Raw genomic sequence first — 25083 nt, 5'->3', positions numbered from 1 at the left:
AGCACACACCATGGAATTTCTCGCCCATAACCTCGCCCCCATCATGTTCGCGGGGCTCATCTGCTTTTTGCTGGTGGGTTTCCCGGTCGCCTTCAGCCTGGGCGCCTGCGGACTGTTCTTCGCCTTCATCGGCATTGAATTGAACGTGCTGCCCGAAGCCCTGCTGCAAGCCGTGCCGCTGCGCATCTTCGGCATCATGCAGAACGACACCTTGCTGGCCATTCCGTTCTTCACGCTCATGGGGCTCATATTGGAGCGAAGCGGGATGGCGGAGGACCTGCTCGACACCATCGGACAGCTGTTCGGCCCCATCCGTGGCGGCCTGGCACTGGCCGTGATCTTCGTGGGTGCGCTGCTGGCAGCCACCACGGGCGTGGTGGCTGCATCGGTGATCTCGATGGGCCTGATCTCGCTGCCCATCATGCTGCGCTATGGCTATGACCGGCGACTCGCGGCGGGGGTGATCGCAGCCTCCGGTACGCTGGCGCAGATCATTCCACCCTCTCTGGTGCTCATCATCATCGCCGACCAGATGGGCCGCAGCGTGGGCGACATGTACAAGGGCGCCTTCGTGCCCGGCCTGATGCTCACCGGCTTCTATGCGCTCTACGTGATTCTGCTGGCCATCTTCAAGCCCCAGTGGGTGCCCGCCATCCCGCCCGAAGCGCGCACGCTGCGCGACGACAACGGCAAGAGCGGTGTGACCTCGCTGCTGGTGCTGACCGGCATCTGCGTGGCGGCATCCATCTATGTGGCCAAGAACATGCCTGCCCTGCACACCTGGTGGTCCGGTGAAGCCGTGGACCGCGTGGCGCTGGACGAAACCATCGTGGTGTCCATGTGTTTTGGCGTGGCACTGGCCTTCGTGGCTGCCAGCATCAACAAGATCACCCGGATGGGCCTGCTCTCGCGGGCAGCAGAACGCGTGACCTTCGTGCTGATCCCTCCGCTGCTGCTGATCTTCCTGGTGCTGGGCACCATCTTCCTGGGCGTTGCAACCCCCACCGAAGGCGGCGCCATGGGCGCACTGGGCGCCGGCATCATGGCCGTCCTCCGCGGCCGCCTCACGATGTCGCTGCTGCGCCAGGCTGTCACCACCACCACCAAGCTGTCGTGTTTTGTGGTGTTCATCCTGGTGGGCGCCACGATATTCGGCCTGACCTTCCAGGGCGTGGACGGCCCGCTGTGGGTGGAGCACCTGATGACCGGCTTGCCAGGGGGCCAGCTGGGCTTCCTGATCGTCGTGAACGTCATGGTGTTCTTCCTGGCGTTCTTCCTGGACTTCTTTGAACTGTCCTTCATCGTCGTGCCCCTGCTGGCCCCCGTGGCCGATAAGCTGGGCATTGACCTGATCTGGTTTGGCGTGCTGCTGGCCATCAACATGCAGACGTCGTTCATGCACCCACCGTTTGGCTTTGCGCTGTTCTACCTGCGCAGCGTGGCCCCGGCGAAGGAGTACATGGACAAGGTCACCAAGAAGATGATTGCGCCGGTCACCACCCCCCAGATCTACTGGGGTGCCATTCCCTTCCTGTGCATCCAACTGCTGATGGTGGCTCTGGTGATCGCCTTCCCGGGCATCGTCTCGAGCGGGCTCGACGAGAAGCAGGTCTATGACCTCGACAAGGTCCGCATGGAAATGGAAGCCGCCATGCCCGACGCTAGCGCCGAAGCGGCCGATCCGACTGCCGGCATGGCAGGCGCTGCGGACCCCGCGCCTGCTCCTGCAGCAGACGACCCCCTGAAGGCACTGCAAGACTCCATGTCCACCGACAAGAAGTGAGCACACCGCTTGCAAGACGACCGTGATTCAGTCTGACCCGGGCCCCGCGCCCTGGTCCTCAAACCTCCGCAGATGGGAAACCTCTGCGGAGGTTTTTTTATGGAGCAGACGCGGAGGGGGTCCGGTGCGCCATGGATCATGGAGGTAGCGGTGGAGCATCGACTCTGGCACAGCGCGCAAGCAGACGAGCCCCTGGATCCCCTGCCACCCTCTTTCTTGGCGGCGAGCAGCCAAAAGGAAGCCTCTTCACGACTCGAGTGGCTTCAGCAGGAAACAGGCACCGGCCGCGCACTCCAAGGCATCGAGAGTCAAGCAGCCTGGTCGGGCTGGGCTTGGGGGCTTGGGGGCTTGGGGGCTTGGGACCTCGCCCACGTTCCTGCGGTTGAGGGGGCCGCAAGGCCACAGCAAGGTGCCGCCTCACAGAACACAGGGACGAAAAAAAACCCGTCCGGGAGAGGACGGGTTTTGCAGACCTTGGCATGGCAGCTTGCGCCGCCACTCCAGAGCCACTCGGGATCAGAGCTTCTGCGAAGACATGAACGAGTCGTAGCGGGCTTCGGCAAAGCGGAACCAGAGCACCTGGTCACGCTGGAATGCACGCATGTCGGCGTAGATCTTCTTCCACTCGGGGCTTTTCGCGTCGTTGGCAGCGAAGACTTCCATGGAGGCCTTGAACGAAGCGTCCATCACGGCTTGCGAGAACGGCAGCACCTTGGTCTTGGCAGCCACCAGTTGCTTGAGGGCCGTGGGGTTCAGCGCGTCGTACTTGGCCAGCATGTCGATGTGGGCCACGTTGGTTGCGGCTTCGATGATGGCCTTGTTCTCGGCAGACAGGCCGTCGAAGGCCTTCTGGTTGACGAAGAAGTCCACTTCCGGGCCACCTTCCCACCAGCCGGGGTAGTAGTAGAACGGAGCCACCTTGTTGAAGCCCAGTTTCTGGTCGTCGTACGGACCCACCCATTCGGCAGCGTCCAGCGTGCCCTTTTCGAGGGCCTGGTAGATTTCGCCGCCAGGGATGCTCTGGGGAACAGCGCCCAGCTTTTGCATCACTTCACCGACCAGACCACCGCCCAGGCGCATCTTCATGCCCTTGAAATCATCCGGCGACTTAATCTCCTTGCGGAACCAGCCACCCATCTGGGTGCCGGTGTTGCCGCCAGCGAAGCTGATGGCGTTGTAGTTCGCGTAGAACTCGTTCATCAGCTTGCGGCCATTGCCATGCAGCATCCAGGCATTCATCTGGCGGGCATTGAAGCCGAAGGGCACTGCCGAACCCAGCGCGAAGGCGGGGTTCTTGCCGTAGAAGTAGTAAGGCACGGTGTGGCACATCTCCACGGTGCCCTGCTGCACGCCGTCCATCACGCCAAAGGGGGGCATCAGCTCGCCACCAGCGTGCACGGAGATTTCAAACTTGCCACCCGACATGGCCTTGACGGCCTTGGAGAACACATCAGCGCCGCCATAGATGGTGTCCAGCGACTTGGGGAAGCTGGAAGCCAGACGCCAACGAATGGCAGCCTGGGCGTGGACAGCAGGCGCAACGCCTGCAGCCAGCACGCCAGCGATGCCAGCCTGCTTGATGATTGAACGACGATCCATGAGGTTCTCTCCGATATAGTGATTGCGAAACTTGGGCGCACGCGTTGTGCACGGCGCCGTCAAGGACTTGTTTGAGCCGGGTTCATTGTAGAAACATGCCCCCTCAGACTTTTGCGGGTTTTCCCGCGAAAATCCCTGCCCTTGCACATGGCTTCAGGCTTCTGCAAGCATCTTGGGGACAGCCGCACACACCCCGCTGCAAAACGGGACTGCAGCAGACCACCCTGGCAGATCAGGCAGCCCGCACCGACTGCAGCGCGGGCAAAAACCGCCGCTCGATCGCAAGGCGGATTCCCTCGGCATCGAGTCCCTGCAACGCAAGCAGCTTGGCCGGGTCGCCATGTTCGATGAACACGTCCGGCAGGCCCAGCTGCAGCACGGGCCGCACGATGCCCGTGCTGTGGAGAGCCTCGGTCACGGCGCTGCCCGCACCGCCCATGATCGCACCCTCTTCCAGCGTGACCAGCGCATCGTGGCGATCGGCCACCTCGCGCAACAAGGCCTCGTCGATGGGTTTGGCCCAGCGCATGTTGACCACCGTGGCGTCCAGAGCCTCGGCCGCTTCCAGCGCGGGGTACAGCAACGTGCCAAACGACAGGATCGCAATGCGCGGCGCCTTGGCATCGGTGCCCTGGCGCTCGCGACGGATCTCGCCTTTGCCAAAAGGCAGGCCATCCAACGCCGCCAGTGGTGCCACACCAGCACCGCTGCCACGCGGGTAACGCACGGCCACGGGGTGGTCCTGCTCGAAGGCGCTGCTGAGCAGTTGGCGGCATTCGCGCTCGTCAGCCGGGCAGGCCATGCTCATGTTGGGAATACAGCGCACAAACGGGATGTCGTACGCGCCTGCATGCGTGGCACCGTCGGCGCCTACCAGGCCCGCGCGGTCCAGCGCAAACACCACGGGCAGGTTTTGCAGGGCCACGTCGTGGATCAGCTGGTCATAGCCGCGCTGCAGGAAGGTGGAGTAAATCGCCACCACCGGCTTGACGCCTTCGCAGGCCATGCCGGCGGCAAAGGTTACGGCATGCTGCTCGGCAATGCCCACGTCGTAGTAGCGGTCCGGAAAACGTTTTTCAAACTCCACCATGCCCGAGCCCTCGCGCATGGCGGGCGTGATGCCCACCAGGCGAGAGTCGTGTGCGGCCATGTCGCACAGCCACTGACCAAACACCTGCGTGAACGTCTGCTTGGGCGGCGTGGCGGGCTTGGTGAGGCCCACGGAGGGGTCGAACTTGCCGGGGCCATGGTAGGCCACGGGGTCGGCCTCGGCCAGCTTGTAGCCCTGGCCTTTTTTGGTGACCACGTGCAGGAACTGCGGGCCTTTGAGGCCCTTGATGTTCTCCAGGGTGGGGATCAGCGAATCGAGGTCATGCCCATCAATGGGGCCGATGTAGTTGAAGCCGAACTTCTCGAACAGCGTGGCAGGCACCACCATGCCCTTGGCCTGCTGCTCAAAGCGCTTGGCCAGCTCCAGCAAGGGCGGCACGGGCCGCAGCACGGTCTTGCCCACGTTCTTGGCAGCCGCGTAGAACTGCCCGCTCATGAGCTGAGCGAGGTAGCGATTGAGCGCGCCCACGGGCGGGCTGATGCTCATGTCGTTGTCGTTCAGCACCACGAGCAGGTTGGCATCGGCCACACCGCCGTTGTTCAGCGCCTCAAACGCCATGCCCGCACTCATGGCGCCATCGCCGATGATCGCCACGGCGTGGCGGTTTTCGCCCTTGCGCTTGGCGGCCAGCGCCATGCCCAGCGCGGCCGAGATGCTGGTGCTCGAATGCGCGGTACCAAAGGTGTCGTAAATGCTCTCGGCCCGCTGCGGAAAGCCCGAGATACCGCCCAACTGGCGCAGCGTGTGCATGCGGTCGCGGCGGCCGGTCAGGATCTTGTGCGGATAGGTCTGGTGGCCCACGTCCCACACCAGGCGGTCTTCAGGGGTGTTGAAGACATGGTGCAGCGCGATCGTCAGTTCCACCGTGCCCAGGTTGGAGCTGAGGTGCCCACCCGTGCGCGCAACACTTTCGATCACGAACCCGCGCAACTCGGTCGCCAGGGCCTTGAGATCTGCGCGCGAAAGCTGGCGCAGGTCGGCCGGGTCATTGATGGTCTGCAGCAGGGGAAAGGACATCGTGGACATTTACTATTCTTTTCATAGCTGCCAGCGTTTTACAGGAAAGCGCTGGAGGCCGATTTGGCATTGATTTCACTGCAACGGGCATGAACAGGGTGCAGCACGGATCATCGGGCCAGGCTCAGTGCGAGCGGCGCACCACCATGTCCGCCAGGGCCGCCAGCGCGCGGCTATCGGGCAGGCCACTGCGGGCCAGGGCCGCATGGGCCTCGGCCAGCAGCTCCTGGGCATAGGCCTGCGCCCGCGCAAGCCCCAGCAAAGACACATAGGTGGGCTTGTCGGCCGCAGCGTCCTTGCCGGCCGTCTTGCCCAGCGTGGCCGAATCGGCCACCACGTCCAGGATGTCATCCACCACCTGGAACGCTAGGCCCATGGCGGCCCCGTAGTCGGACAGCGCCTGGTAGGCCGCGCCCACGGCGTGGCCGCACGCCGCCCCCATGAGCACACTGCCCTGCAGCAGCGCGCCGGTCTTGAGCCGGTGCATCTGGCGCAACTGGTCTTCGGTCAACGCCACACCCACGCTGGCCAGGTCGATGGCCTGCCCGCCCGCCATGCCGGCCGATCCGGCGGCCCGCGCCAGCAGCCTGCACAGCGTGGCCTGCGTGGCGGCGGGGATGAGGGTGTTGTCGGGCGTGAGCAACTCAAATGCAAAGGCCTGCAAGGCATCGCCCGCCAACAGCGCCTGGGCCTCGCCAAACTGCACATGCACGGTGGGCTTGCCACGGCGCAGCACGTCGTTGTCCATGCAGGGCATGTCGTCGTGCACCAGCGAGTAGGCGTGAATGAGTTCCACCGCGCACGCGGCCCGCAGGGCCGCCTCGTCCAGGCCAGCGCGCAGCGCGGCATCGTCAACCACCGCAGAGGCCGGTGCGCCACTGCAGACCGCCTCATAGGCCGCCAGCACCAGCAGGGGCCGCAGCCGCTTGCCGCCATCGAGCACGGCATAACGCATGGCGTCGCCCAGCCCGGCGGGTGCGCCATCGCCCACCCATTGCGACAGGGCCTGCTCCACCCGGGCCAGGTGGTTCTGGCTCCAGAGGTTCATGTCCAGCGGCTGGCTCTCGAAATTCATTGGCACCGCGCTCATTCCTGGTTCCATGGTTGCAGTTGCCCTTCATCCAGCACCTTGATCTGGTCCTGCACGGCTTCGAGCCGCTGGCGGCAAAACGCCAGCAACGTGGCGCCGCGCTGGTAGCCGGCCAGCATCTGGTCCAGCGGCAACTGGCCCGACTCGATGCGGGCCACGAGTTGCTCCAGCTCTTCCAGGGCCGCCTCGTAGCTGGCAGGTTCGGCGGGAGGAGCGGGGGTTGCGGGGGCCTTGGGCATGGAGGGGGCGGCAGAGCGCGGGTGAAAAACCAATGATTTTAGGCGCACCGGTACGCCCTTCGTGTCAGACGCGGTCCGATGCGTGACGCCGCTCTATTTTCAGAAAGCGATGTTTTCTATTCACGTAGCGGGGGTGCGGGAATAACCCCACCGCCTATAATCCCATTCCAGTCGAGCCGGCTAGCCACCCTAGCCGGTTTCCTTTTTTCCAGATGCGCATTCCCCGGCGCACCTCCCGCACTTTCTCCCTGTGGGGAGTCTTTAGGTCAGGTCACCCATGTCTGATTTAAGTCTTCAACTGCAGCAGGCCGCAAGCCAACTACCAGTTTCAAGCTACTTTGACGATGCGCTGTTCCAGCGCGAGCTGGACACCATCTTCCAGCGCGGGCCCCGCTATGTGGGGCACCAATTGGCGGTGCCCAACACGGGCGACTATTACGCACTGCCCCAGGAGGGCGAGGGCCGCGCCTTGGTGCGCAACGCCCAAGGCGGCATTGAGCTGGTGTCCAACGTGTGCCGCCACCGCCAGGCCGTCATGCTCAAGGGCAAAGGCTCGCTGAACACCCAGCAAAAGGGCAGCGCGGGCGGCAACATCGTGTGCCCATTGCACCGCTGGACGTACAGCCCCCAGGGCGAGCTGCTGGGCGCACCCCACTTTGCGCATGACCCGTGCCTGAACCTGAACAACTACAAGCTGCGCGAGTGGAACGGCCTGCTGTTTGAAGACAACGGCTACGATGTGGCCGCCGACCTGGCCCAGATGGGCCCGCGTGCCGACCTGGACTTTGACGGCTACGTGCTCGACCATGTGGAGTTGCACGAGTGCAACTACAACTGGAAGACCTTCATCGAGGTCTATCTGGAGGACTACCACGTCGGCCCCTTCCACCCAGGCCTGGGCAGCTTTGTGACGTGTGACGACCTGCGCTGGGAGTTCGGCAAGAACTACTCGGTACAAACCGTGGGTGTGGCCAACCGCCTGGGCAAAGCCGGCAGCCCGGTGTACGAGCGCTGGCACAAGGCGCTGCTGGACTACCGCGAAGGCAAGCCGCCGAAGTACGGCGCCATCTGGCTCACGCTTTACCCGCACATCATGATCGAGTGGTACCCGCATGTACTCACCGTGTCCACGCTGCACCCCATCAGCCCCACCAAGACGCTGAACATGGTGGAGTTCTACTACCCCGAGGAGATCGCTGCCTTCGAGCGCGAATTCGTCGAGGCGCAGAAGGCCGCCTACATGGAGACCTGCATCGAGGACGACGAAATCGGCGAGCGCATGGACGCAGGCCGCAAGGCCCTGCTGGCGCGCGGCGACAACGAGGTCGGCCCCTACCAGAGTCCCATGGAAGATGGCATGCAGCACTTCCACGAGTGGTACCGCCAGGTCATGGGGAGCCCCCCCTGAGCCGCTTCGCGTCTTCCCCCCAACGGGGCGGCGCACGCAAGCGAAGCGCCGCATCCGCGGCTTGGCGGCCTCGCGCGGGGGCACTGGCCTGGGCGGCGCCAGTTTTGAGAGGCCCCAACCTGAGTTTGTGCCGTCGATCTGTGAAGTCTCGAACAGCGAGGTAAACGCTATCCATTCGCGACGACTACCCTGACCGCTCTCATTACAATAGCTGCCACCGCTTGATCCGCAAGCGCTGGCAGCTATTTTTATTTCAAGCCGTGCAATCCTATGCCCCACGTGCGGCGCGCGGCCTTTCACAGGATCACGTCACGATGCAAGCCCTCTGGATGGTGTTGGCCGCGTTCTTGTTTGCCAGCATGGGCGTGTGCGTCAAGATCGCATCGGACTTCTTCAACTCGGCCGAACTGGTGTGCTACCGGGGCCTGATCGGCATGGCCATCCTGTGGCTGCTGGCACGCTCTCAAAAAGTGACGCTGGCCACGCAATACCCCGGCATGCACGCCTGGCGCAGCCTGGTGGGGGTGGCGTCGCTGGGCGCCTGGTTCTACGCCATTGCCCACCTGCCGCTGGCCACGGCCATGACGCTCAACTACATGAGCAGCGTGTGGATCGCCGCCTTCCTGGTCGGCGGCACGCTGCTGGCCTGGCGCCCTTCTGCGGCATCGCCACGGCCCGCCCTGCAAGGGCCGCTGATTCTCACCGTGCTCACCGGATTCGTGGGCGTGGTGCTGATGCTGCGCCCAAGCCTGGACCAGAACCAGGCCTTTGCCGGACTGATCGGGCTGATGTCCGGCCTGACGGCTGCATTTGCCTACATGCAGGTGGTGGCGCTGTCGCGCCTGGGCGAGCCCGAATCGCGCACCGTTTTCTACTTCGCCGTGGGCTCTGCGGTGGCGGGGGGCGGGGCCATGCTGTTTACCGGCGTGTCGGACTGGCCGGGCTGGCAGGCGCTGTGGCTGCTGCCCATCGGTGTGCTGGCTGCGGGCGGCCAGTTGTGCATGACCAAGGCTTACGCCAGCGCCAAGACCCAGCGCGGCACGCTGGTGGTGGCCAACCTGCAGTATTCGGGCATCGTGTTTGCCGCCGTCTACAGCGTGCTGCTGTTTGGCGACAAGATCCCGCCCATCGGCTGGTTCGGCATGGCCCTCATCGTAGGCAGCGGCATCGTGGCCACCATCCTGCGCGCGCGGGCTGCGCCCGGGGCACCTGCCGAAGAACACTGACGGATACAAAAACAGATACGGCCACACGAGGACACGCCCCACCGGGATGGCCACAATGGAGCCCCTTTCGACGCACTCCGTCACTTTGCCCATTTTCTGCCGATGACCACCTACACCACGCTCATCTCTGCCCCCGACCTGCAATCCCTGATCGCCAGCGGTGCGCCGCTGATGGTGTTTGACTGCAGCTTCGAACTGATGCAACCCACGGCCGGTGCCCAGCAGTACGCACAGGCGCACATCCCCGGCGCGGTGTACGCCAACCTTGACAACGACCTCAGCGCCAAACACGGTGCCCCCGGCGCTCACGGCACGCTGACCGCCCAGGAAGCCGACCAGCCGGCATCCGGTGGACGCCACCCCCTGCCCAGCCGCGAGCGTTTTGCCATGTGGCTGTCCAGCGTGGGTTTTGCCAATGGCATGCAGGCCGTGGTGTACGACCGCCAGGGCGCCAACTACTGTGGCCGCCTGTGGTGGATGCTCAAGTGGGCGGGGCACGATGCCGTGGCCGTGCTCGACGGTGGGCTGCAAGCCTGGCAGGCCGCCGGTGGGGCGGTGAACAGCGGCGAAGAGCCCGCGCACTTCCAGACCAATTTCCAGCTGGGCACCCCCTTGCGCCAGCTGGCCACGGCCAGCGAGGTGCTCGCGCGCCTGCAGCAGCCCGGCCAGACCGTGATCGACGCCCGTGCAGGTGCCCGCTACCGGGGCGAAGTGGAGCCGCTGGACCCCGTGGCGGGCCACATTCCGGGCGCGCTGAACCGCCCCTTTGCCGAAAACATCGGCGCGGATGGCCGCTTCAAGCCTGCTGACGTGCTGCGCGCTGAATTTGAAGCGCTGCTGGGCGGCCGTGACCCCGCCACCGTGGTGCACCAGTGCGGCAGCGGCGTGAGCGCCGTGCCCAATCTGCTGGGCATGGAGATAGCCGGCCTCGGCCCGACGGCATTGTTTGCCGGCAGCTGGAGCGAGTGGTGTTCAGACCCCACGCGCCCGGTCGAAAAAGGCTGATCCAGCGTCCAGCACGGCAGCGCAGGTTGTAAAAGTGCAAAAAAGATGGTTTTGAGGGTGCTATCAAAACCATGAACAGAAGTGGGCAGCCTGGGCCCACTGCCACAGCAGCGGCCATCGCCTGAAATGCCAGCCTGCACCTGATGTGCGTGTAGGGCAAATTCCTACACGGCCCACCGCAGAACCAGACACGCGGCACAGCCAAACCCCGACTTAATTTCTGATTGGGGCGGTTTCACAATCCATTTCAACGGATCACGCAAAACCTGCAATCAGCAGGCAACGCAAGACCCGGTACTGGAAAAAAGGAAGCTGCCATGACCAACGAACAAATCCTCGCTGAAATCCGCGAAGCCAACCTCACCTACCTGATGTTGGCCCAAACCCTGATCCGTCAGGACAAGGCCGAAGCCGTGTTCCGCTTGGGCATGAACGAAGAGTCTGCCGACATTCTGGCATCGCTGTCGCCAGCGCAAGTGATGAAACTGGCCTCCCGCAACACGCTTCTTTGCAGCTTCCGCGTGGACGACAACCTGGTGTGGAGCTTGCTCACCAACCACTCGGCCAAGAAGGTGGGCAACGAAGCCACCAACACGCTGCACGCCAACATCCTGATGGCCAGCCGCGTGTCGGAAGTGCTCTGAAACATTTGCCCGCAGCCCTCTTCCCCCAGTCTCCACCGAAAGCCCGCCATGTCCACCAACGCCCCCGCTGCCAAAGCCCCCGCCAAGAGCGTGCTGAACGAATCCAAGCAGATCGAACGCGCGGCCATGCTGATCCAGATGGGCGCCCGCATGCAGGTGCTGGAATCGGAAACCACGCTGTCGTATGAACGCCTGATCCGGCTGTACAAAGAGATCGCGGGCAAGTCACCCTCGAAAGGCCAGCTGCCCTTCTCCACCGACTGGTTCCTGACCTGGCAAGAGAACATCCACAGCTCGCTGTTCCTGAACATCTACGAATACCTGTCCAAGGGCGTGGACCTGGATTCGGTGGAGCTGCTGACCAAAGCCTACCGCCTGTACAACGAACAGGTCGCCACGGCCGAGATCGAACCCCTGCTCTCCTTCACGCGCGCCTGGCGCCTGGTGAAATTTGTGGACGCCGGCATGCTGACGCGCACCAAGTGCAGCCAGTGCAGCGGCCAGTTCGTGACCGAGCTGTATGAGAACCGCCACTTCACCTGCGGCCTGTGCAACCCACCCGCCCGCGCCGGCAAGAGCAAGACGGCTGGCGCACTCATGTTGCACTGAGATGGATATCAAAGCATTAGCTTTTTGCACCTACCAAACGGGCGCGCTAGCCTGATTCCCACCCCGACCGAAAAAATGGGCGCGGCACTCGCCAAGGCCGCCGCGCAAGGGCCGCCCCGCCGCGCTGGCGGCGTCCCCCTTCCCGCGCGTAGCGCGCGAGAGAAGGGGGAAGCGGCGAAGCCGCTCAGGGGGATGTCATCTATCTTCCAGCCAACAGCGCGCGCACGTTGTCATCCATTGGCACGGCATAGTTGTGCGCCGCCACCACGGTGTTGCCCACCGGGTTCACCAGCTTGAGGCTGATGTACACCACCGACGTGGAGACCGCATACGTGCCCACCACCACGGCCTGCGCGTTCTGCGACTGGCTCACCTCGCGCACCTCGCGCGACAGCAGCAGCTCACCCTGGTCGCGCTGCAGCAGCAGGTTCTCCCGCAGTTTCACCTCGGTCACCTTCAGACCCCGGTGCACCATGCGGCCCGCGATCTGCTCCGAGAAGATGCGGCCCAGCCGCGACGATTCAGTGAGCCGGTCCACATTGACCAGAGTGGCCACCAGCACGGGCTGGTTGGCATCCAGCGGTGCGGTCTGCAGCAGCGCATCGGTGGCGCGTTCATTCAGCTCGATGAGGTTGGAGCGCGATATTCCGCCCGCCCGATCACCGTAGTAGTAGCTGTGCATGGGGTTGGTGGTCTCGCAGCCCTGCAGCCCCCCCAGCGCAAGGGCGGCAGCCGCCCACCAGCTGGCGGCGCGTGCGCCCCGGGGAACTTGTTGCGACGTCCACAGCCCCTTCATGGCGCCACCACCCGCCAGGTCTTGACGGGCGTCATCGGTGCAGGCGCGGGCGGCCGCTCGGGCTGATACAGCACCGCGTCGGCCCCCTCGATGTAATACAGATCGGCCGTTCCGGCCAGGTACCGGTCGCGCGACTTGAGCGTGGACGTGATCAGCACCTCGGTGCGCGTGGGTCCGCCTGCGGCGGCGCCCTGGGTGTAGAGCTGGGCCATGTCCAGCGCCACCCCTGCCCCCACGCCCAGGGCCGTGGCCACACCCGGCAACAGGGTGCGGTCGGAATAGTGCACCGCCCAGTCGCGCCACACGCCCACGCCAGTGCCGATGATGGTGCCGGCCATGGGCACGGGCAGGCCGCGCGGTGAGCCAGACCCGTGTTGCACCAGTTGCGTCTGCACCTCCAGCTCCACCGCCGTGGGCACCGTGGACACCGCCACGCCCCGGTTCAGCAGGTGCACCTTGAGCAACTTGAGAAAGCTCTGGTTGAAACTGGAGTTGTCCGCCACCGTGACGTACAGCGGGTATTCGCCCTCGGGCCAAGATGCGATTTTTTCGGCCACGCGCCCGGCCACATCGCCCGCCAGCACATCCCAATGGTGCACGGCGCGGGCTTTCTTCTGGCCGGTGGCGGGGTAGTTGTCGGCACGCGGCACGTCCAGCGTGCCGCAGCCGACCAGCAGCGCTGCGCACAGCAAGGCTGCTGCGGCGGCCGGAATGCGGTGAAGGAAGGATGGCATGTGGGCCATGGTACTGGCGCCCGCCTGCGGCAATCGGCGCAACAAGGCCGTTTTTCCCGGCCAAAGCGACCGTTTCAGCCCTTGGAGCCGCACGCACGAACCTTCACAATCAACCCATTCATACCAACCCTCCGTGAAGACCATGCTCACCACAACCCGCACCCACCGCCTCGCGTCATTGATGGCCCTCACTGCGGCTCTGGCGGGCTGCGGCGGCGCCACGGACAAGGACAACAACACGACCGCCCCACCGCCACCCGCGAGCGCGCCCGTCACGCTGCATTTCGTGCAGCCCACCGAGAACGTGCTCGAACCCGGCGCATCTGAGCCGCTGGCGGCCGACGTCACCGTCAACGGCGGCGCAGCCCCCAACGGCACGGTGGTCACCTTTACCGTCAACCCCTCCGCAGCCGCCACCTTCTCCCCCGTGGCGCCCACCACCGTGGCCAGCGTGGCCAGCACCACGCTCACCGTGAGCAGCCTGCCGCCCAGCGCCACCTTCCAGGTCAGCGCCACGGCCACCAGCAGCGCCAACACGGCGGGCGACAGCCTCACGTACTACGTACGCCCCGCCCACAAAAACCTGCAGGTGCTGGTGCCCGCGTATTTCAGCGCCAGCGGCACCTCATCGCCCTGGGCCACCCTCACCAGCGGCGCAGCCAGCTACCCGGACGTGCAGATCACCGCCGTGGCCAGCGCCAGCGACGGCGTGCTGACCGCGGACTCCGAGGTTGACGACGACCTGCTCACGGCCATCACAGACTTCAAGGCCGTGGCGGGCACCACCAACAAAGTCGTCGCCTACGTGGCCACCTCGGGCAGCGGCGGGTCGCGCTCGGTGGCTGACGTGAAGGCCACCATCGACAACTACATCCGCCTCTACCCCGACCAGCTCGACGGCTTCTTCCTGGACGGCATGGCCACCGACAGCGCACGGCTGGCGTACTTTCAGGACGTCTACAACTACGCCAAGGCCCGGGCCTCGGGCATGAGCAAAGGCGCCACGCCGCCCAACGCGCCCACCGTGATCGGCAACCCAGGCACCTACCCCGTAGCGGCCTATGCGGGTGTGGCCGACACGCTGGTCACCTACGCAGGCAATGCCGCCGCCTACCAGGCCACAGACCCCCAGCCCGCCAGTACCTGGGTCTACGCCAAGGACAACACCGCCCAGGCCATGCTGGTCCACACCGCCAGCACCTGCACCGACATGCAGGCCGCCGTCAAGCACGCCCACCGGCCCCGCCTGAACACCGGCATGGTCTATGCCACCAACCTGGCCATCGGCGCCTCGTGGTCGTCACTGCCCACCTACTGGCAGCAACTGCTGGGCACGGTGGATGCACTCAACAAGAAGCGCCCGCTGCCGCTGTGCTGATGCCACCGGGCAGGGCGCCGAACCCTGCCACACAGGCACCGCTGGCGGGTCGCCGGGCAAACCACCCGCCAGAGCTTCCGAACCGCCGCATCCCTCCGCCGACACGCTGCATGTCAGCCCGACCTACAACCCAGCAGGCCCGAGTCCCATCACAATCCGCGCATGATGACCGAGCCCACCCCTGCATCCCCGCCCGCCCGCGCTGCCGAGCCGCCACAGCCAGACCGCTCCGCCGCTGACGCAGCCCCGACCTTGCCCCCCCACGCGCCTGCGGCGGACAGCCCCGCACCAGTGCCCCAAATGGCCCAAGCGGACGAAGCGGCCCCACCGCCTGCGCAACCACCAAGCGGCGCGCCCGCATCCACCGCATCCCTCCCCGGTCCACTCATGCTCCACATGCCCGTGGACGTGCGCAACCTCTCGCTCGCGCTGCTGGCGCTGTTTGCCAGCGTGGCCCTGCTGCACTGGGCCAGCGCGGTGTTCATCCCCATCATGCTCAGCCTGCTGCTCACCACGGCGCTGCGGCCCGTGGTGGAAGTCTTGCGGCGCTGCTACGTGCCCCGCTGGCTGGGGGCCGGTGTGCTGCTGATCGCCATCGTTCTGGGCCTGGCCAGCGCCGCCTGGTCGCTGAGCGATGGCGCCGCGCAACTGGTGGACTCGCTGCCCGTGGCCGCCAAGAAGGTGCGCGACAGCCTCAAGGCGCGCACCGGCGCCAGCAGCCCGCTCGACACCATGCAAAAGGCCGCCACGCAGATCGAACAGGCCGCCAACGAGAACAGCGCCACCGCCAACCCACCCCGGCGCGGCGTGCAGCGCGTGGTGGTGGAGCGCCCGCCCTTCAACATCCGCGACTACCTGTGGAGCGGCACCATGGGGCTCATGTCCGCGCTGGGGCAGCTCACGGTGGTGGTGTTCCTTACCTACTTTGCGCTGGCATCGGGCAACCTGTTTCGCAACAAGCTGCTGCGCATCGCGGGCACCAGCCTGGAGCGGCGCAAGGTCACCATCCACGTGCTGGAAGACATCACCAACCAGATCCAACGCTACCTGATGGTGCAGGTGTTCACCAGCGTGCTGGTGGGCGTGGCCACCGGCCTTGCCTACTGGGCCCTGGGCCTGGAGAACGCCGCCGTGTGGGGTGTGGCGGCCGGAGTGCTCAACCTCGCGCCCTACATCGGCTCGGCCCTGGTCACCGGCGCATCGGCCCTGGTGGCCTTCCTGCAGTTCGGCACCCTGGACATGGCCCTGGCCATCGGCGGTGCATCGCTGGTCATCCACACCCTGGTGGGCAACCTGCTGACCCCCTGGCTCACCAGCCGCACCAGCAGCATGAGCCCCGTGGCCGTGTTCGTCAGCGTGCTCGCCTGGGGCTGGCTGTGGGGCCTGTGGGGCCTGCTGCTGGGCATCCCGGTGATGATGGCCGTGAAGGCCGTGTGCGACCGGGTGGAAGACCTGAAGGCCGTGGGCGAATTGCTGGGGGATTGATACCCGGCATCTGCCGCAAACCGGCAGATGCCTCCCCCGCCACGCTGCGGGGCGATGCCATATCAGCCCCCACCTCACCCACTCCACCCATATCGCTCGCCATCACGGCGCACCGGCGTGGCCCAGGAGGTCAAGGCGGCCTCAAAGATTGTTTCCAATACTGGAACAGTTAGTTCGCGACCAGGTAGTTTTTCCGTGAACACCATCGGCGTACAGTTCATCCCATCGATGAGCCGAACCCGCAAGGCGACTCACCGAACCCGGTTCAGAAATGGTTTTTGACCCGGCTTTTTTGAGACGCTTTTTAACCTTCAAGGATTTTCATCATGAACAAGACCGCCCGTTTCCTCTCCGTCGCTGCCGTTGCCGCTTTCGCTTCTTTTGGCGCCCATGCTGACGAAGCCGACAGCTCGCAATTCGCCCTGAAGTTTGAAACAAACCGCACCCGCGCTGAAGTGGCCGCTGAAGCCGCAACCGTCGCCCAGACCCGCAGCCAGGAACCTGCTGGTTCGCGTGTGGTGACCTACACCTCCACCGCCGACCGCGCTGCCGTGCGTGCCCAGGCTGCTGAAGCCCTGCGCACCGGCAAGATCCCTTCGGGCGAATTCAGCGCCATGTAATTGGTAGACCAACTGCTTGAGTTTGGTTGAAGCAGTTGCGGGACTTCCCATGGCGGTGGCACTTTGCATTTGCGGGTGGCGCTGCCATGGGGAGTGTTAACTGAACCGCAGGGGCGGGCAGGCAGATCGGGCTCCCTTCGGGAGCCCTTTTTGTTATGGGTGCCTGCGATCAAAACAGGCCGCGATGCGCAGGTTCGAATCGCGCTGCGCTGTCCGCCACTCAGCCGGTATTACGCAACCCCGCAGCAATGCCATTAATAGAAATGTGAATCCCCGTCTGCACCCGTTCATCCCCCTGCCCTGCGCGCCAGCGGCGCACCAGTTCGACCTGCAGGTGGTGCAGCGGGTCGATGTACGGAAAGCGGTGCTTGATGGAGCGGGCCAGGGCCGTGTTGTGGGTGAGGCGCTGTTTGTCGCCGGTGATGCGGGTGAGGGCCTCTGCCGTGCGGTGCCATTCGGCCTCGATGCTGGTGAACACCTTTTTGCGCAGGCGGGCGTCGGTGACGAGTTCGCTGTAGCGTGAGGCCAGGGCCAGGTCGCTTTTGGCCAGCACCATGTCCATGTTGGACAGCAGGGTGCGGAAAAACGGCCATTGGCGGTACATCTTTTGCAGCAGAGCGAGCTGGGTCTTGGGGTCTTTGCCCTCGGTGTTCACAAAGGCGTCCACCGCCGAGCCAAAGCCGTACCAGCCGGGCAGCGTGAGGCGGCACTGGCCCCAGCTGAAGCCCCAGGGGATGGCGCGCAGGTCTTCGATCTTCTGGCTGGCCTTGCGGCTGGCGGGGCGGGAGCCGATGTTGAGCTCGGCAATCTCGCGGATGGGGGTGGAGTTGAAGAAGTAGTCAGTAAAACCGGGCGTCTCGTACACCAGCGCGCGGTAGCTGCCCATGCTGGCCAGCGAGAGCTGGGCGGCGGCGTCCAGAAACGCCTTGGTGGCGGGCTTGGTGGGCTGCAGCAGGGTGGCTTCGAGGGTGGCGGCCACCAGGGTTTCGAGATTGCGGCGGCCGATCTCGGGGTTGGCGTATTTGGAGGCGATGACTTCGCCCTGCTCGGTCAGGCGGATCTGGCCGCGCACGGTGCCGGGGGGTTGCGCCAGGATGGCCTGGTAGCTGGGGCCGCCGCCCCGGCCCACGGTGCCGCCCCGGCCGTGGAACATGCGCAGCTGGATGCCGTGGGTGGTGGCGAGTTCGTCGAAGAGTTCGACCAGAGCGATCTCGGCGCGGTACAGCTCCCAGTTGCTGGTGAAGATGCCGCCGTCTTTGTTGCTGTCGCTGTAGCCGAGCATGATGTCCTGCTCGCCACCGCTGCGCTGCACCAGGGCAGCCACGCCGGGCAGTGCATAGAACTCGCGCATGATGGGCGCGGCATTGCGCAGGTCTTCAATGGTTTCGAACAGCGGCACCACGATGAGGTGGTTCTTGGACTCGGTGTCCAAGGTTCCATTCATCAGGCCCACTTCCTTTTGCAGCAGCAGCACTTCCAGCAGGTCGCTCACGGTTTCGGTGTGGCTGATGATGTAGTGGCGGATGGCTTCGTGGCCGAAGCGCTCGCGCATGACGCGGGCGGTTTCGAAGATGGCCAGCTCGCCCTTGGCATGGGCAGAGTATTCGGCACCCACCACGCGCAGCGGGCGTGCGTCGTTCAGCAGCTTGATGAGCAGGGCGCGCTTGGCGGCCTCCTGCAGGCTTGCATAGTTGGGCTCAATGCGCGCCTTGGCCAGCAGCTCGGCCACCACTTCTTCATGTTTGTCAGAGCTTTGGCGCAAATCCACCGTGGCCAGGTGAAAGCCGAACACCTGCACGGCGCGGATCAGCGGGTGCAGGCGCTCTGCGGCCAGGGCTTCGCCGTGGTGCGACTTCAATGACGCTTCGATCACGCGCAGGTCGGCCAGGAACTCCTCGGCGCTGGCGTAGGCGTTTTGCGGGGCCACGGCGTGGCGGGCGGCCTCACCACCGGTCAGGTCTTTGAGCGACGCAGCCAGGCGCGCGTAGATGCCTGTCAGGGCGCGGCGGTAGGGCTCGTCCACGCGGTGTTCGTTGGTGTCGGGCGAGCGCTGGGCCAGGGCCTCCATCTCGGCCGATACCTGCACCAGGCGGGCCGACAATGACAGCTCGCCGCCCAGGTAGTGCACCTCGGTCAGGTAGTGGCGCAAGGCCACCTCGGCCTGGCGGCCCAGCGCGTATTGCAGCGTTTGCGCCGTCACATTGGGGTTGCCGTCGCGGTCACCGCCGATCCACTGGCCCATGCGCAGAAAGCTGTGTACGGGGTACTGGCCCAGCTCGTTTTCGAGGTCGGCATAGATCTTGGGGATTTCGCGCAGGAAGGTGGCTTCGTAATAAGAGAGCGCGTTCTCGATCTCGTCGGCCACGGTGAGCTTGCTGTAGCGCAAGAGGCGCGTTTGCCACAGCTGGGCCACGCGGGCGCGCAGCAGGGCTTCGTTGGCGGCCAGCTCGCGGGGGGTGAGTGCGTCTTTGGCGCTGTTGTAGAGCTGGGCGCGCACCTGGATGTCGTCGCGCGTAGCGAGCAGCTGGGCGATGTCGCGCTCGGCGTCCAGAATGCTCTTGCGCTGCACCTCGGTGGGGTGGGCAGTGAGCACCGGGGCTACGTAGCTGCCCGCCAGCGTCTGCGAGATGGTCTTGGGCGCAATGCCAGCCCAGCGCAGGCGCGACAAGGCGACTTCGATGCTGCCCTCTTGCGTGTCGCCCGCGCGTTCGTGCACGGCGCGGCGGCGGATGTGGTGGCGGTCTTCGGCCAGGTTGGCCAGGTGGCTGAAGTAAGTGAAGGCGCGGATCACACTCACCGTCTGGTCGCCCGACAGGGACTTGAGCAGCTTCTTGAGCGCGCGATCGGCCTCCTGGTCGGCATCGCGGCGGAAGGCCACCGAAAGCTTGCGCACCTGCTCGACCAGTTCATAGGCGGCCACGCCCTCCTGGTCCCGGATCACATCGCCCAGAATACGGCCAAGCAGGCGGATGTCGTCAATCAGGGGCTGGTCCTTGTCGGATCGTTTCATGGTGCGTGGGTCTCCGGAGGTGGGTAGGTGACCTGGCGCCGCCTGCCCCCGCATCCCCCGGGGCGCACCGGCCCCAGTGCGGGCGCATGCTAGCATCGCCCGCCCCTGAATGATTACAAACAGGTTACGAACTTGAGCCTCGCCCATTCCCCCCTTTCCATCGTCATTGCCACCCGAGAGAGCCGCCTGGCGCTGTGGCAGGCCGAGCATGTACAGGCTCTTTTGCGCGAACGGGGCCACACGGTGGAGCTGCTGGGCATGACCACCAAGGGCGACCAGATCCTGGACCGCTCGCTCAGCAAGGTGGGCGGCAAGGGGCTGTTTGTGAAAGAGCTGGAAGTGGCGCTGGAAGAAGGCCGCGCGCACATTGCGGTGCATTCGCTCAAGGATGTGCCCATGGAGCTGCCCGAGGGTTTTGCCCTGGCCTGCGTGATGGAGCGCGAAGACCCACGCGATGCGTTTGTCTCACCCAACTACCCGAACATTGATGCCCTGCCCCAGGGCGCGGTGGTGGGCACCTCCAGCCTGCGCCGCCAGGTGCTGCTGCAGGCCCTGCGGCCCGACCTCAAGATCGAACCCCTGCGTGGCAACCTCGACACCCGCCTGCGCAAGCTGGACGAAGGCCAGTACGACGCCATCGTGCTGGCGGCTGCGGGCCTGAAGCGCCTGGGGCTGGAATCCCGCATCCGCGCCACGTTTGCGCCCACGGCCATGCTGCCCGCAGCGGGCCAGGGTGCCTTGGGCATTGAAGTGCGCAGCGACCGGCAAGACCTGATCGACGCGCTGGCCCCGCTGGCCCACCAGCCCACCTGGCTGACCGTGGCCGCAGAGCGCGCCGTGAGCCGCGCCATGGGCGGCAGCTGCTCCATGCCGCTGGCCGCGCACGGCACGTTCACCGATGGCGTGCTGCAGCTCGACGCCGCCTGGGGCGACGTGGACGCGCAGGCCCCCCTGGTGCGCGCAGCGGCCAGCGCCGCCGTCTCCACGCTGGCGCAGGCCGAAGCGCTGGGCGACGCGATTGCGCAGCGCCTGCGTGCCGGTGGTGCCCGGGGCGCCGAACCCCTGGTTTGAACGCGCATGCCATGCCCCGGGTGATCGTCACGCGGCCCGCACGCGAGGCTGCGCACTGGGTACAGCTGCTGGGCGCGCGTGGTGTGGAAGCCGTGGCCCTGCCGCTCATCGCCATCGGCCCCTGCCGTGACGCAGCGGCAGAGCAAGCACTCACCCAGGCGCATGCGCGGCTTGCGCAGTACCGGGCCCTGATGTTTGTCAGTGGCAATGCGGTGTTTCATTTTTTTGAGCCAAATAAGGCCCTAGCGCTTGATGGACAAGCGGTAGCAGCTATCAAAACAAGAGCATGGGCTCCGGGCCCCGGCACGGCGCGTGCGCTGGAGCAGGCCGGTGTGCCGCCTGGCTGCATCGACGGCCCGGCACCGGATGCACCCCAGTTCGACTCGGAAGCGCTGTGGCAGCAGGTCTCTGGGCAGATCCAGCCCGGCGACTGCGTGCTGATCGTGCGCGGGAGGTCCTCCACGCCCCAGGGCGTACATGAAAGCCCAGGCAACGGCCGCGACTGGCTGGCGCGCCAGATCGAGGCGGCGGGCGGCACGGTGGAGTTTGTGGTGGCCTACCAACGCGGCGCGCCGCATTTTTCAGCGCGCGAGGTGGCGCTGGCGCAACAGGCAGCGTGCGATGGCTCCATCTGGCTGCTGAGCAGCTCTGAAGCCGTAGCCCACCTGACCGAGGCCCTGCCCGGCCAGCACTGGGGCGCCGCGCACGCACTGGCCACCCACCCGCGCATCGCCGAAGCGGCCCGCGCAGCGGGCTTTGGCACCGTGCGGGAATGCCGTCCGGCGCTGGAGGATGTGGTGGCCTCGATAGAATCGGCCGCATGAGTTCCGTGCCCCCCAACGATCTGCCCCCCGCACCCACCGCAGCGCCCATGGCGGCACCTGTCGCGGCACCCGTGGGCGCACCGGCCGTGGGCCCGGCAGCCGCGTCCGCACCTCCAGCACCTACCCCGGGCCGGGGTGGCGCCGTCACGCTGCTCCTGGGCGCGGTGGCCGCTGCCGCGCTGGTCAGCAGCGGCATGCTGTGGCAAAAGCTCAGCGCCATTCAAGAGCAACTGGCCCGTCAGTCCGCCGACTCGGGCGCGCAGGCCATCGAGGCCCGCACCATGGCCCGCCAGGCCGAAGAACTGGTGCGCGAGACGGCAGCCCGCCTGTCGGTGGCCGAAGCACGGGTGAGCGAAGTGGCGCTGCAGCGCAGCCAGCTTGAAGAATTGATGCAAAGCCTGTCGCGCTCGCGCGACGAAAACCTGGTGGTGGACATCGAATCGGCCATCCGCCTAGCCCAGCAACAGGCCCAGCTCACCGGCAGCCTGGAGCCCCTGGTGGCCGCGCTTAAAAGCGCCAACCAGCGCATCGAACGCGCCGCCCAGCCCCGCCTGGCCCCCGTGCAGCGCGCCATTGGCCGCGACCTGGACCGCCTGACCCGCGCCACCGTGACCGACACCGCCGGCCTGCTGGCCCGCCTGGACGACCTGGTGCGTCAGGTGGACGAGCTGCCCGTGCTGAACGCCGTGGCCCAGGCCGCCGCCACACGCCGCCTGGCAGCCACACCCGCTCCCACAAACACGCCACCGCTCAACCAGGGTGACCTGGCCTGGTGGCAGGCAGCCTTGCAGCGCAGCTGGGAAGTGGTGCGCGACGAGGCCCGGGGCCTGGTGCGCGTGAGCCGCATCGACCAGCCCGAGGCCATCTTGCTGGCGCCCGAGCAGACCTTCTTCCTGCGCGAGAACCTCAAGCTCAAGCTGCTCAACGCCCGCCTGGGCGTGCTGGCGCGCCAGTTCGAATCGGCCCGCGCCGACCTGGCCGCCGCCAACGCTGCGCTCAACAAATACTTTGACCCGGCATCGCGCCGCACGCAGAACGCTGCCAGCACGCTGCAGACCGCCCAGGCCAGCATGAAGGCGGCCGAGCAGCCGCGCCTGGACGAAACGCTCTCTGCGCTGGCAACAGCTGCAGCCGGCCGATAAGGGAGCGGTACGCATGCGTGCAGCACTCTGGCTTTTGGCGTTGTTTGGCGTGGCGGTGGCCGCCGCGCTGTTTGCGGGCAACAACCAGGGCACCGTCACCCTGTACTGGCCGCCGTACCGCATCGACCTGTCGCTGAACCTGGTCGTGCTGTTGCTGGTGGGCGGGTTTGTCACCGTGTACGCCGCGCTGCGCGCCCTGGCGGCGCTGCTGGAGCTACCCCACCAGGCCCGGCGCTGGCGCGTGCAGCAAAAGGAGCGCGCCATGCACGCGGCCTTGCTGGACGCCCTGACGCACATGCTGGGCGGGCGCTTCATCCGCTCGCGCAAGGCTGCGGTGGCTGCGCTGTCGCAAGAAAACGCGCTGGCCACCGCTGGCGAGGCCGTGCCCCACGGCCGCCAGTTGCGCGCCCTGGCCCACATGATTGCGGCCGAGGCCTCGCACGCGCTGCAAGACAGCGCCACGCGCGAAAGCCATCTGCAGGACGCCCTGCAAGAGGCCCCGCTGCGCGGCACCGTGAACGAGCAGGAAATGCGCGAGGGCGCCCAGATGCGTGCCGCCCGCTGGTCGCTGGACGACCGCGATGCCAACGCTGCGCTCGACCGCCTGGCGGCCCTGCCGCAAGGTGCCGCACGCCGCACACTGTCGCTGCGCATCAAGCTCAAAGCCACACGCCTGGCACGCCAGACGCAGGAGGCGCTGGACACCGCACGCCTGCTGGGCAAGCACCGCGCCTTCTCGCCCGCTGCGGCCCAGAGCATCGTGCGGGGCCTGGCCATTGAACTCATCAACAGCGCACACGACACCGCGCAGCTGCAGCAGACCTGGATGTCGCTGGAATCGTCCGAGCGCAGCATGCCCGAGCTGGCCATCCACGCCGCACAGCGGCTGGCAGCCCTGGGCGGCGACGCGACGCAGGTACGCGCCTGGCTGCTGCCCGTGTGGGACCGCATGGTGGACCTGCCCGATGCGCTGGCCGAACACCACGCGCTGAAGCTGGTGCGCGCACTCGAAGCCGGGCTGGACGACCTCGACGCCCCCTGGCTGGCGCGCATCGAATCGGCCTACCAGGGAAATCCCCGCGACGCCCGCCTGCAGTACCTGGCGGGCATGGCCTGCCTCAAGCGCCAGCTGTGGGGCAAGGCCCAGCAGTTGCTCACACAGGCGGCGCAGCAGCTGGGCGACAGCAGCCTGCGGGCCAGCGCCTGGCGCCACTTGGCCGAGCTGGCAGAAAAACGCGGCGACGACAGCGCCGCCGCCGAGGCCTGGAAGAAGGCCGCGCTCGGCCGGTAAACGGCCTTCTTTGCAAGGCTGCGCCTTCCAGGCGCAGCCCTTTGCGTAAAAAAGCGCGGGCCGCAGCGCTCTGGGCCGCACCGAACCAGGGCATCCCTGGTGAATCCGCCGCCCTCACACCCCATCGGATACACGCTGGTGCAGCGTGCACAGCATTGGGGAACTTTGAGCGCTCAGGCCTTATCAATTCATTTTTTTTGAATTGAAGCATCAATCTGCCTGAAGCCGAATGCGGCAACGGCTTCCTACACTGCCCCATCGCTTGACGGATGTCAGCCCCGAACGGGCTGGCGACCCCGCCCGGCGCTCCGTCCAACAGCCCCACGTTTCCTCTCTTCATGACTGCTTCAGCCACCGCCACCCGCACCGCTGCCGACGCACCGCCCCGCCGCTATACGCGCACCGCCATGCTTTTGCACTGGGTGCTGGGCTTGGCACTGATCGGCCTGTTTGGCGTGGGTATTTACATGACCGGGCTGCCGTTCTCGCCGCAGCGGCTCAAGCTCTACAACTGGCACAAGTGGGCGGGGGTCACCATCCTCGTGCTGTCGGTGCTGCGCCTGCTGTGGCGCGCCACGCACCGCCCTCCCGCGCTGCCGCCAGCCATCGAAAACGCCATGCCGGGCTGGCAAAAGCTGGCGCACCACGCCACGCACGGGCTGCTGTACACGCTGTTTTTCGCCGTGCCGTTGATTGGCTGGGCCTACAGCTCGGCAGCAGGCTTTCCCATCGTGTTTCTGGGCCTGTGGCAGTTGCCCGACTTCGTGCCCGTGAGCAAGGAGCTGGCCGAGGCGATCAAACCCTGGCACCAATACACCGCCTTTGCGATGGCGGGCCTGGTGCTGCTGCACATCGCAGGCGCGCTCAAGCACCAGATAGTGGACCGCGATGGGCTCATCGCCCGCATGCTGCCGGGCAGATGAAACACCCCTGAGCCGCGTGCATGGCGGGGCAACGCACCGCCCTCCAGATCATGGATCTGGCTTTCACTTTCTGTCTTT

The 25083-nt window shown here is 66.0% G+C and carries 21 protein-coding genes; 14 read left to right on the top strand and 7 right to left on the bottom strand.

Features of this window, described 5'->3' with window-relative positions:
- The first annotated feature begins 10 nt into the window (after positions 1 to 10).
- Positions 11 to 1783, top strand: a complete 1773-nt coding sequence (locus LPA35_RS25165; protein WP_228899951.1) for a TRAP transporter large permease subunit — start codon at positions 11 to 13, stop codon at positions 1781 to 1783.
- Between the two features lie 516 nt (positions 1784 to 2299).
- Here the strand turns inward: LPA35_RS25165 and LPA35_RS25160 are convergent.
- The 4 genes from LPA35_RS25160 to LPA35_RS25145 form a co-directional block, all read right to left on the bottom strand.
- On the bottom strand, positions 2300 to 3382 hold the full coding sequence (locus LPA35_RS25160) for a TRAP transporter substrate-binding protein (protein WP_121419321.1): 1083 nt from the start codon (positions 3380 to 3382) through the stop codon (positions 2300 to 2302).
- A gap of 232 nt (positions 3383 to 3614) precedes the next feature.
- Positions 3615 to 5519 carry a 1-deoxy-D-xylulose-5-phosphate synthase gene (dxs, locus tag LPA35_RS25155; RefSeq protein WP_228899949.1) on the bottom strand — a complete coding sequence of 635 codons (1905 nt, stop codon included), beginning with the start codon at positions 5517 to 5519 and terminating at the stop codon, positions 3615 to 3617.
- Between the two features lie 115 nt (positions 5520 to 5634).
- On the bottom strand, positions 5635 to 6600 hold the full coding sequence (locus LPA35_RS25150; RefSeq protein WP_121507187.1) for a polyprenyl synthetase family protein: 966 nt from the start codon (positions 6598 to 6600) through the stop codon (positions 5635 to 5637).
- On the bottom strand, positions 6597 to 6839 hold the full coding sequence (locus LPA35_RS25145) for an exodeoxyribonuclease VII small subunit (RefSeq protein ID WP_055400508.1): 243 nt from the start codon (positions 6837 to 6839) through the stop codon (positions 6597 to 6599). Before LPA35_RS25145 ends, LPA35_RS25150 begins: the two co-directional genes overlap by 4 nt.
- A 277-nt stretch (positions 6840 to 7116) precedes the next feature.
- Between LPA35_RS25145 and LPA35_RS25140 the strand changes: the two genes are divergently transcribed.
- From LPA35_RS25140 to flhC, 5 genes are all read left to right on the top strand, one after another.
- Positions 7117 to 8247 carry an aromatic ring-hydroxylating dioxygenase subunit alpha gene (locus LPA35_RS25140; RefSeq protein WP_228899947.1) on the top strand — a complete coding sequence of 377 codons (1131 nt, stop codon included), beginning with the start codon at positions 7117 to 7119 and terminating at the stop codon, positions 8245 to 8247.
- A gap of 314 nt (positions 8248 to 8561) precedes the next feature.
- Positions 8562 to 9473 carry a DMT family transporter gene (locus tag LPA35_RS25135; RefSeq protein WP_121419317.1) on the top strand — a complete coding sequence of 304 codons (912 nt, stop codon included), beginning with the start codon at positions 8562 to 8564 and terminating at the stop codon, positions 9471 to 9473.
- A 102-nt stretch (positions 9474 to 9575) separates the two neighbouring features.
- The gene (locus LPA35_RS25130) at positions 9576 to 10478 is read left to right on the top strand and encodes a sulfurtransferase (protein WP_228899945.1); all 903 of its coding nucleotides are present in this window, start codon (positions 9576 to 9578) and stop codon (positions 10476 to 10478) included.
- A 317-nt stretch (positions 10479 to 10795) separates the two neighbouring features.
- Positions 10796 to 11122 (top strand): flagellar transcriptional regulator FlhD, encoded by a 327-nt coding sequence (flhD, locus tag LPA35_RS25125; RefSeq protein WP_055400499.1) that lies wholly within the window; start codon positions 10796 to 10798, stop codon positions 11120 to 11122.
- A 48-nt stretch (positions 11123 to 11170) separates the two neighbouring features.
- Positions 11171 to 11731, top strand: coding sequence for a flagellar transcriptional regulator FlhC (gene flhC, locus LPA35_RS25120; RefSeq protein ID WP_010459839.1), 561 nt, complete (start codon positions 11171 to 11173; stop codon positions 11729 to 11731).
- Positions 11732 to 11930: 199 nt separating this feature from the next.
- Here the strand turns inward: flhC and LPA35_RS25115 are convergent, their stop codons facing one another.
- Together LPA35_RS25115 and LPA35_RS25110 are read right to left on the bottom strand one after the other, a co-directional pair.
- The gene (locus tag LPA35_RS25115) at positions 11931 to 12527 is read right to left on the bottom strand and encodes a FlgO family outer membrane protein (RefSeq protein WP_304505262.1); all 597 of its coding nucleotides are present in this window, start codon (positions 12525 to 12527) and stop codon (positions 11931 to 11933) included.
- Positions 12524 to 13261, bottom strand: coding sequence for a hypothetical protein (locus LPA35_RS25110; protein ID WP_228899943.1), 738 nt, complete (start codon positions 13259 to 13261; stop codon positions 12524 to 12526). The genes LPA35_RS25115 and LPA35_RS25110 overlap by 4 nt, the downstream gene beginning before the upstream one ends.
- Before the next feature lie 142 nt (positions 13262 to 13403).
- Here LPA35_RS25110 and LPA35_RS25105 point away from each other — a divergent pair, with 142 nt between their 5' ends.
- The 3 genes from LPA35_RS25105 to LPA35_RS25095 all read left to right on the top strand — a co-directional run bounded on the left by LPA35_RS25105 (position 13404) and on the right by LPA35_RS25095 (position 16744).
- On the top strand, positions 13404 to 14639 hold the full coding sequence (locus LPA35_RS25105; RefSeq protein ID WP_228899940.1) for a spherulation-specific family 4 protein: 1236 nt from the start codon (positions 13404 to 13406) through the stop codon (positions 14637 to 14639).
- 165 nt (positions 14640 to 14804) lie between these two features.
- Entirely contained in the window at positions 14805 to 16124 is a 1320-nt protein-coding gene (locus LPA35_RS25100) for an AI-2E family transporter (protein ID WP_370641521.1), read from the top strand.
- 326 nt (positions 16125 to 16450) lie between these two features.
- On the top strand, positions 16451 to 16744 hold the full coding sequence (locus LPA35_RS25095; protein WP_057271535.1) for a hypothetical protein: 294 nt from the start codon (positions 16451 to 16453) through the stop codon (positions 16742 to 16744).
- Positions 16745 to 16964: 220 nt separating this feature from the next.
- On the opposite strand, the gene ppc is transcribed toward LPA35_RS25095, so the two are convergent.
- Complete coding sequence (ppc, locus tag LPA35_RS25090; protein WP_228899936.1) at positions 16965 to 19754, bottom strand: phosphoenolpyruvate carboxylase; 2790 nt, start codon at positions 19752 to 19754, stop codon at positions 16965 to 16967.
- Positions 19755 to 19886: 132 nt separating this feature from the next.
- On the opposite strand from ppc, the gene hemC reads away from it, so the two are divergent.
- The 5 genes from hemC to LPA35_RS25065 all read left to right on the top strand — a co-directional run bounded on the left by hemC (position 19887) and on the right by LPA35_RS25065 (position 25005).
- A complete protein-coding gene (gene hemC / locus LPA35_RS25085) occupies positions 19887 to 20825 on the top strand; it encodes a hydroxymethylbilane synthase (protein WP_228899933.1) in 939 nt (312 codons plus the stop codon).
- A gap of 11 nt (positions 20826 to 20836) precedes the next feature.
- Positions 20837 to 21649 carry a uroporphyrinogen-III synthase gene (locus tag LPA35_RS25080; protein WP_228899931.1) on the top strand — a complete coding sequence of 271 codons (813 nt, stop codon included), beginning with the start codon at positions 20837 to 20839 and terminating at the stop codon, positions 21647 to 21649.
- Positions 21646 to 22791, top strand: coding sequence for a uroporphyrinogen-III C-methyltransferase (locus LPA35_RS25075; RefSeq protein ID WP_228899930.1), 1146 nt, complete (start codon positions 21646 to 21648; stop codon positions 22789 to 22791). The genes LPA35_RS25080 and LPA35_RS25075 overlap by 4 nt, the downstream gene beginning before the upstream one ends.
- Before the next feature lie 13 nt (positions 22792 to 22804).
- Complete coding sequence (locus LPA35_RS25070; RefSeq protein WP_121507196.1) at positions 22805 to 24082, top strand: heme biosynthesis protein HemY; 1278 nt, start codon at positions 22805 to 22807, stop codon at positions 24080 to 24082.
- A gap of 338 nt (positions 24083 to 24420) precedes the next feature.
- A complete protein-coding gene (locus LPA35_RS25065; RefSeq protein WP_228899929.1) occupies positions 24421 to 25005 on the top strand; it encodes a cytochrome b in 585 nt (194 codons plus the stop codon).
- Positions 25006 to 25083: the final 78 nt, after the last annotated feature.

This window comes from Acidovorax sp. Leaf73, from assembly GCF_916855635.1.
Taxonomy (GTDB): domain Bacteria; phylum Pseudomonadota; class Gammaproteobacteria; order Burkholderiales; family Burkholderiaceae_C; genus Acidovorax; species Acidovorax facilis.
Note: the sequence above shows the minus strand (reverse complement) of the source record. Positions and strands in the feature narration are given on the sequence as shown.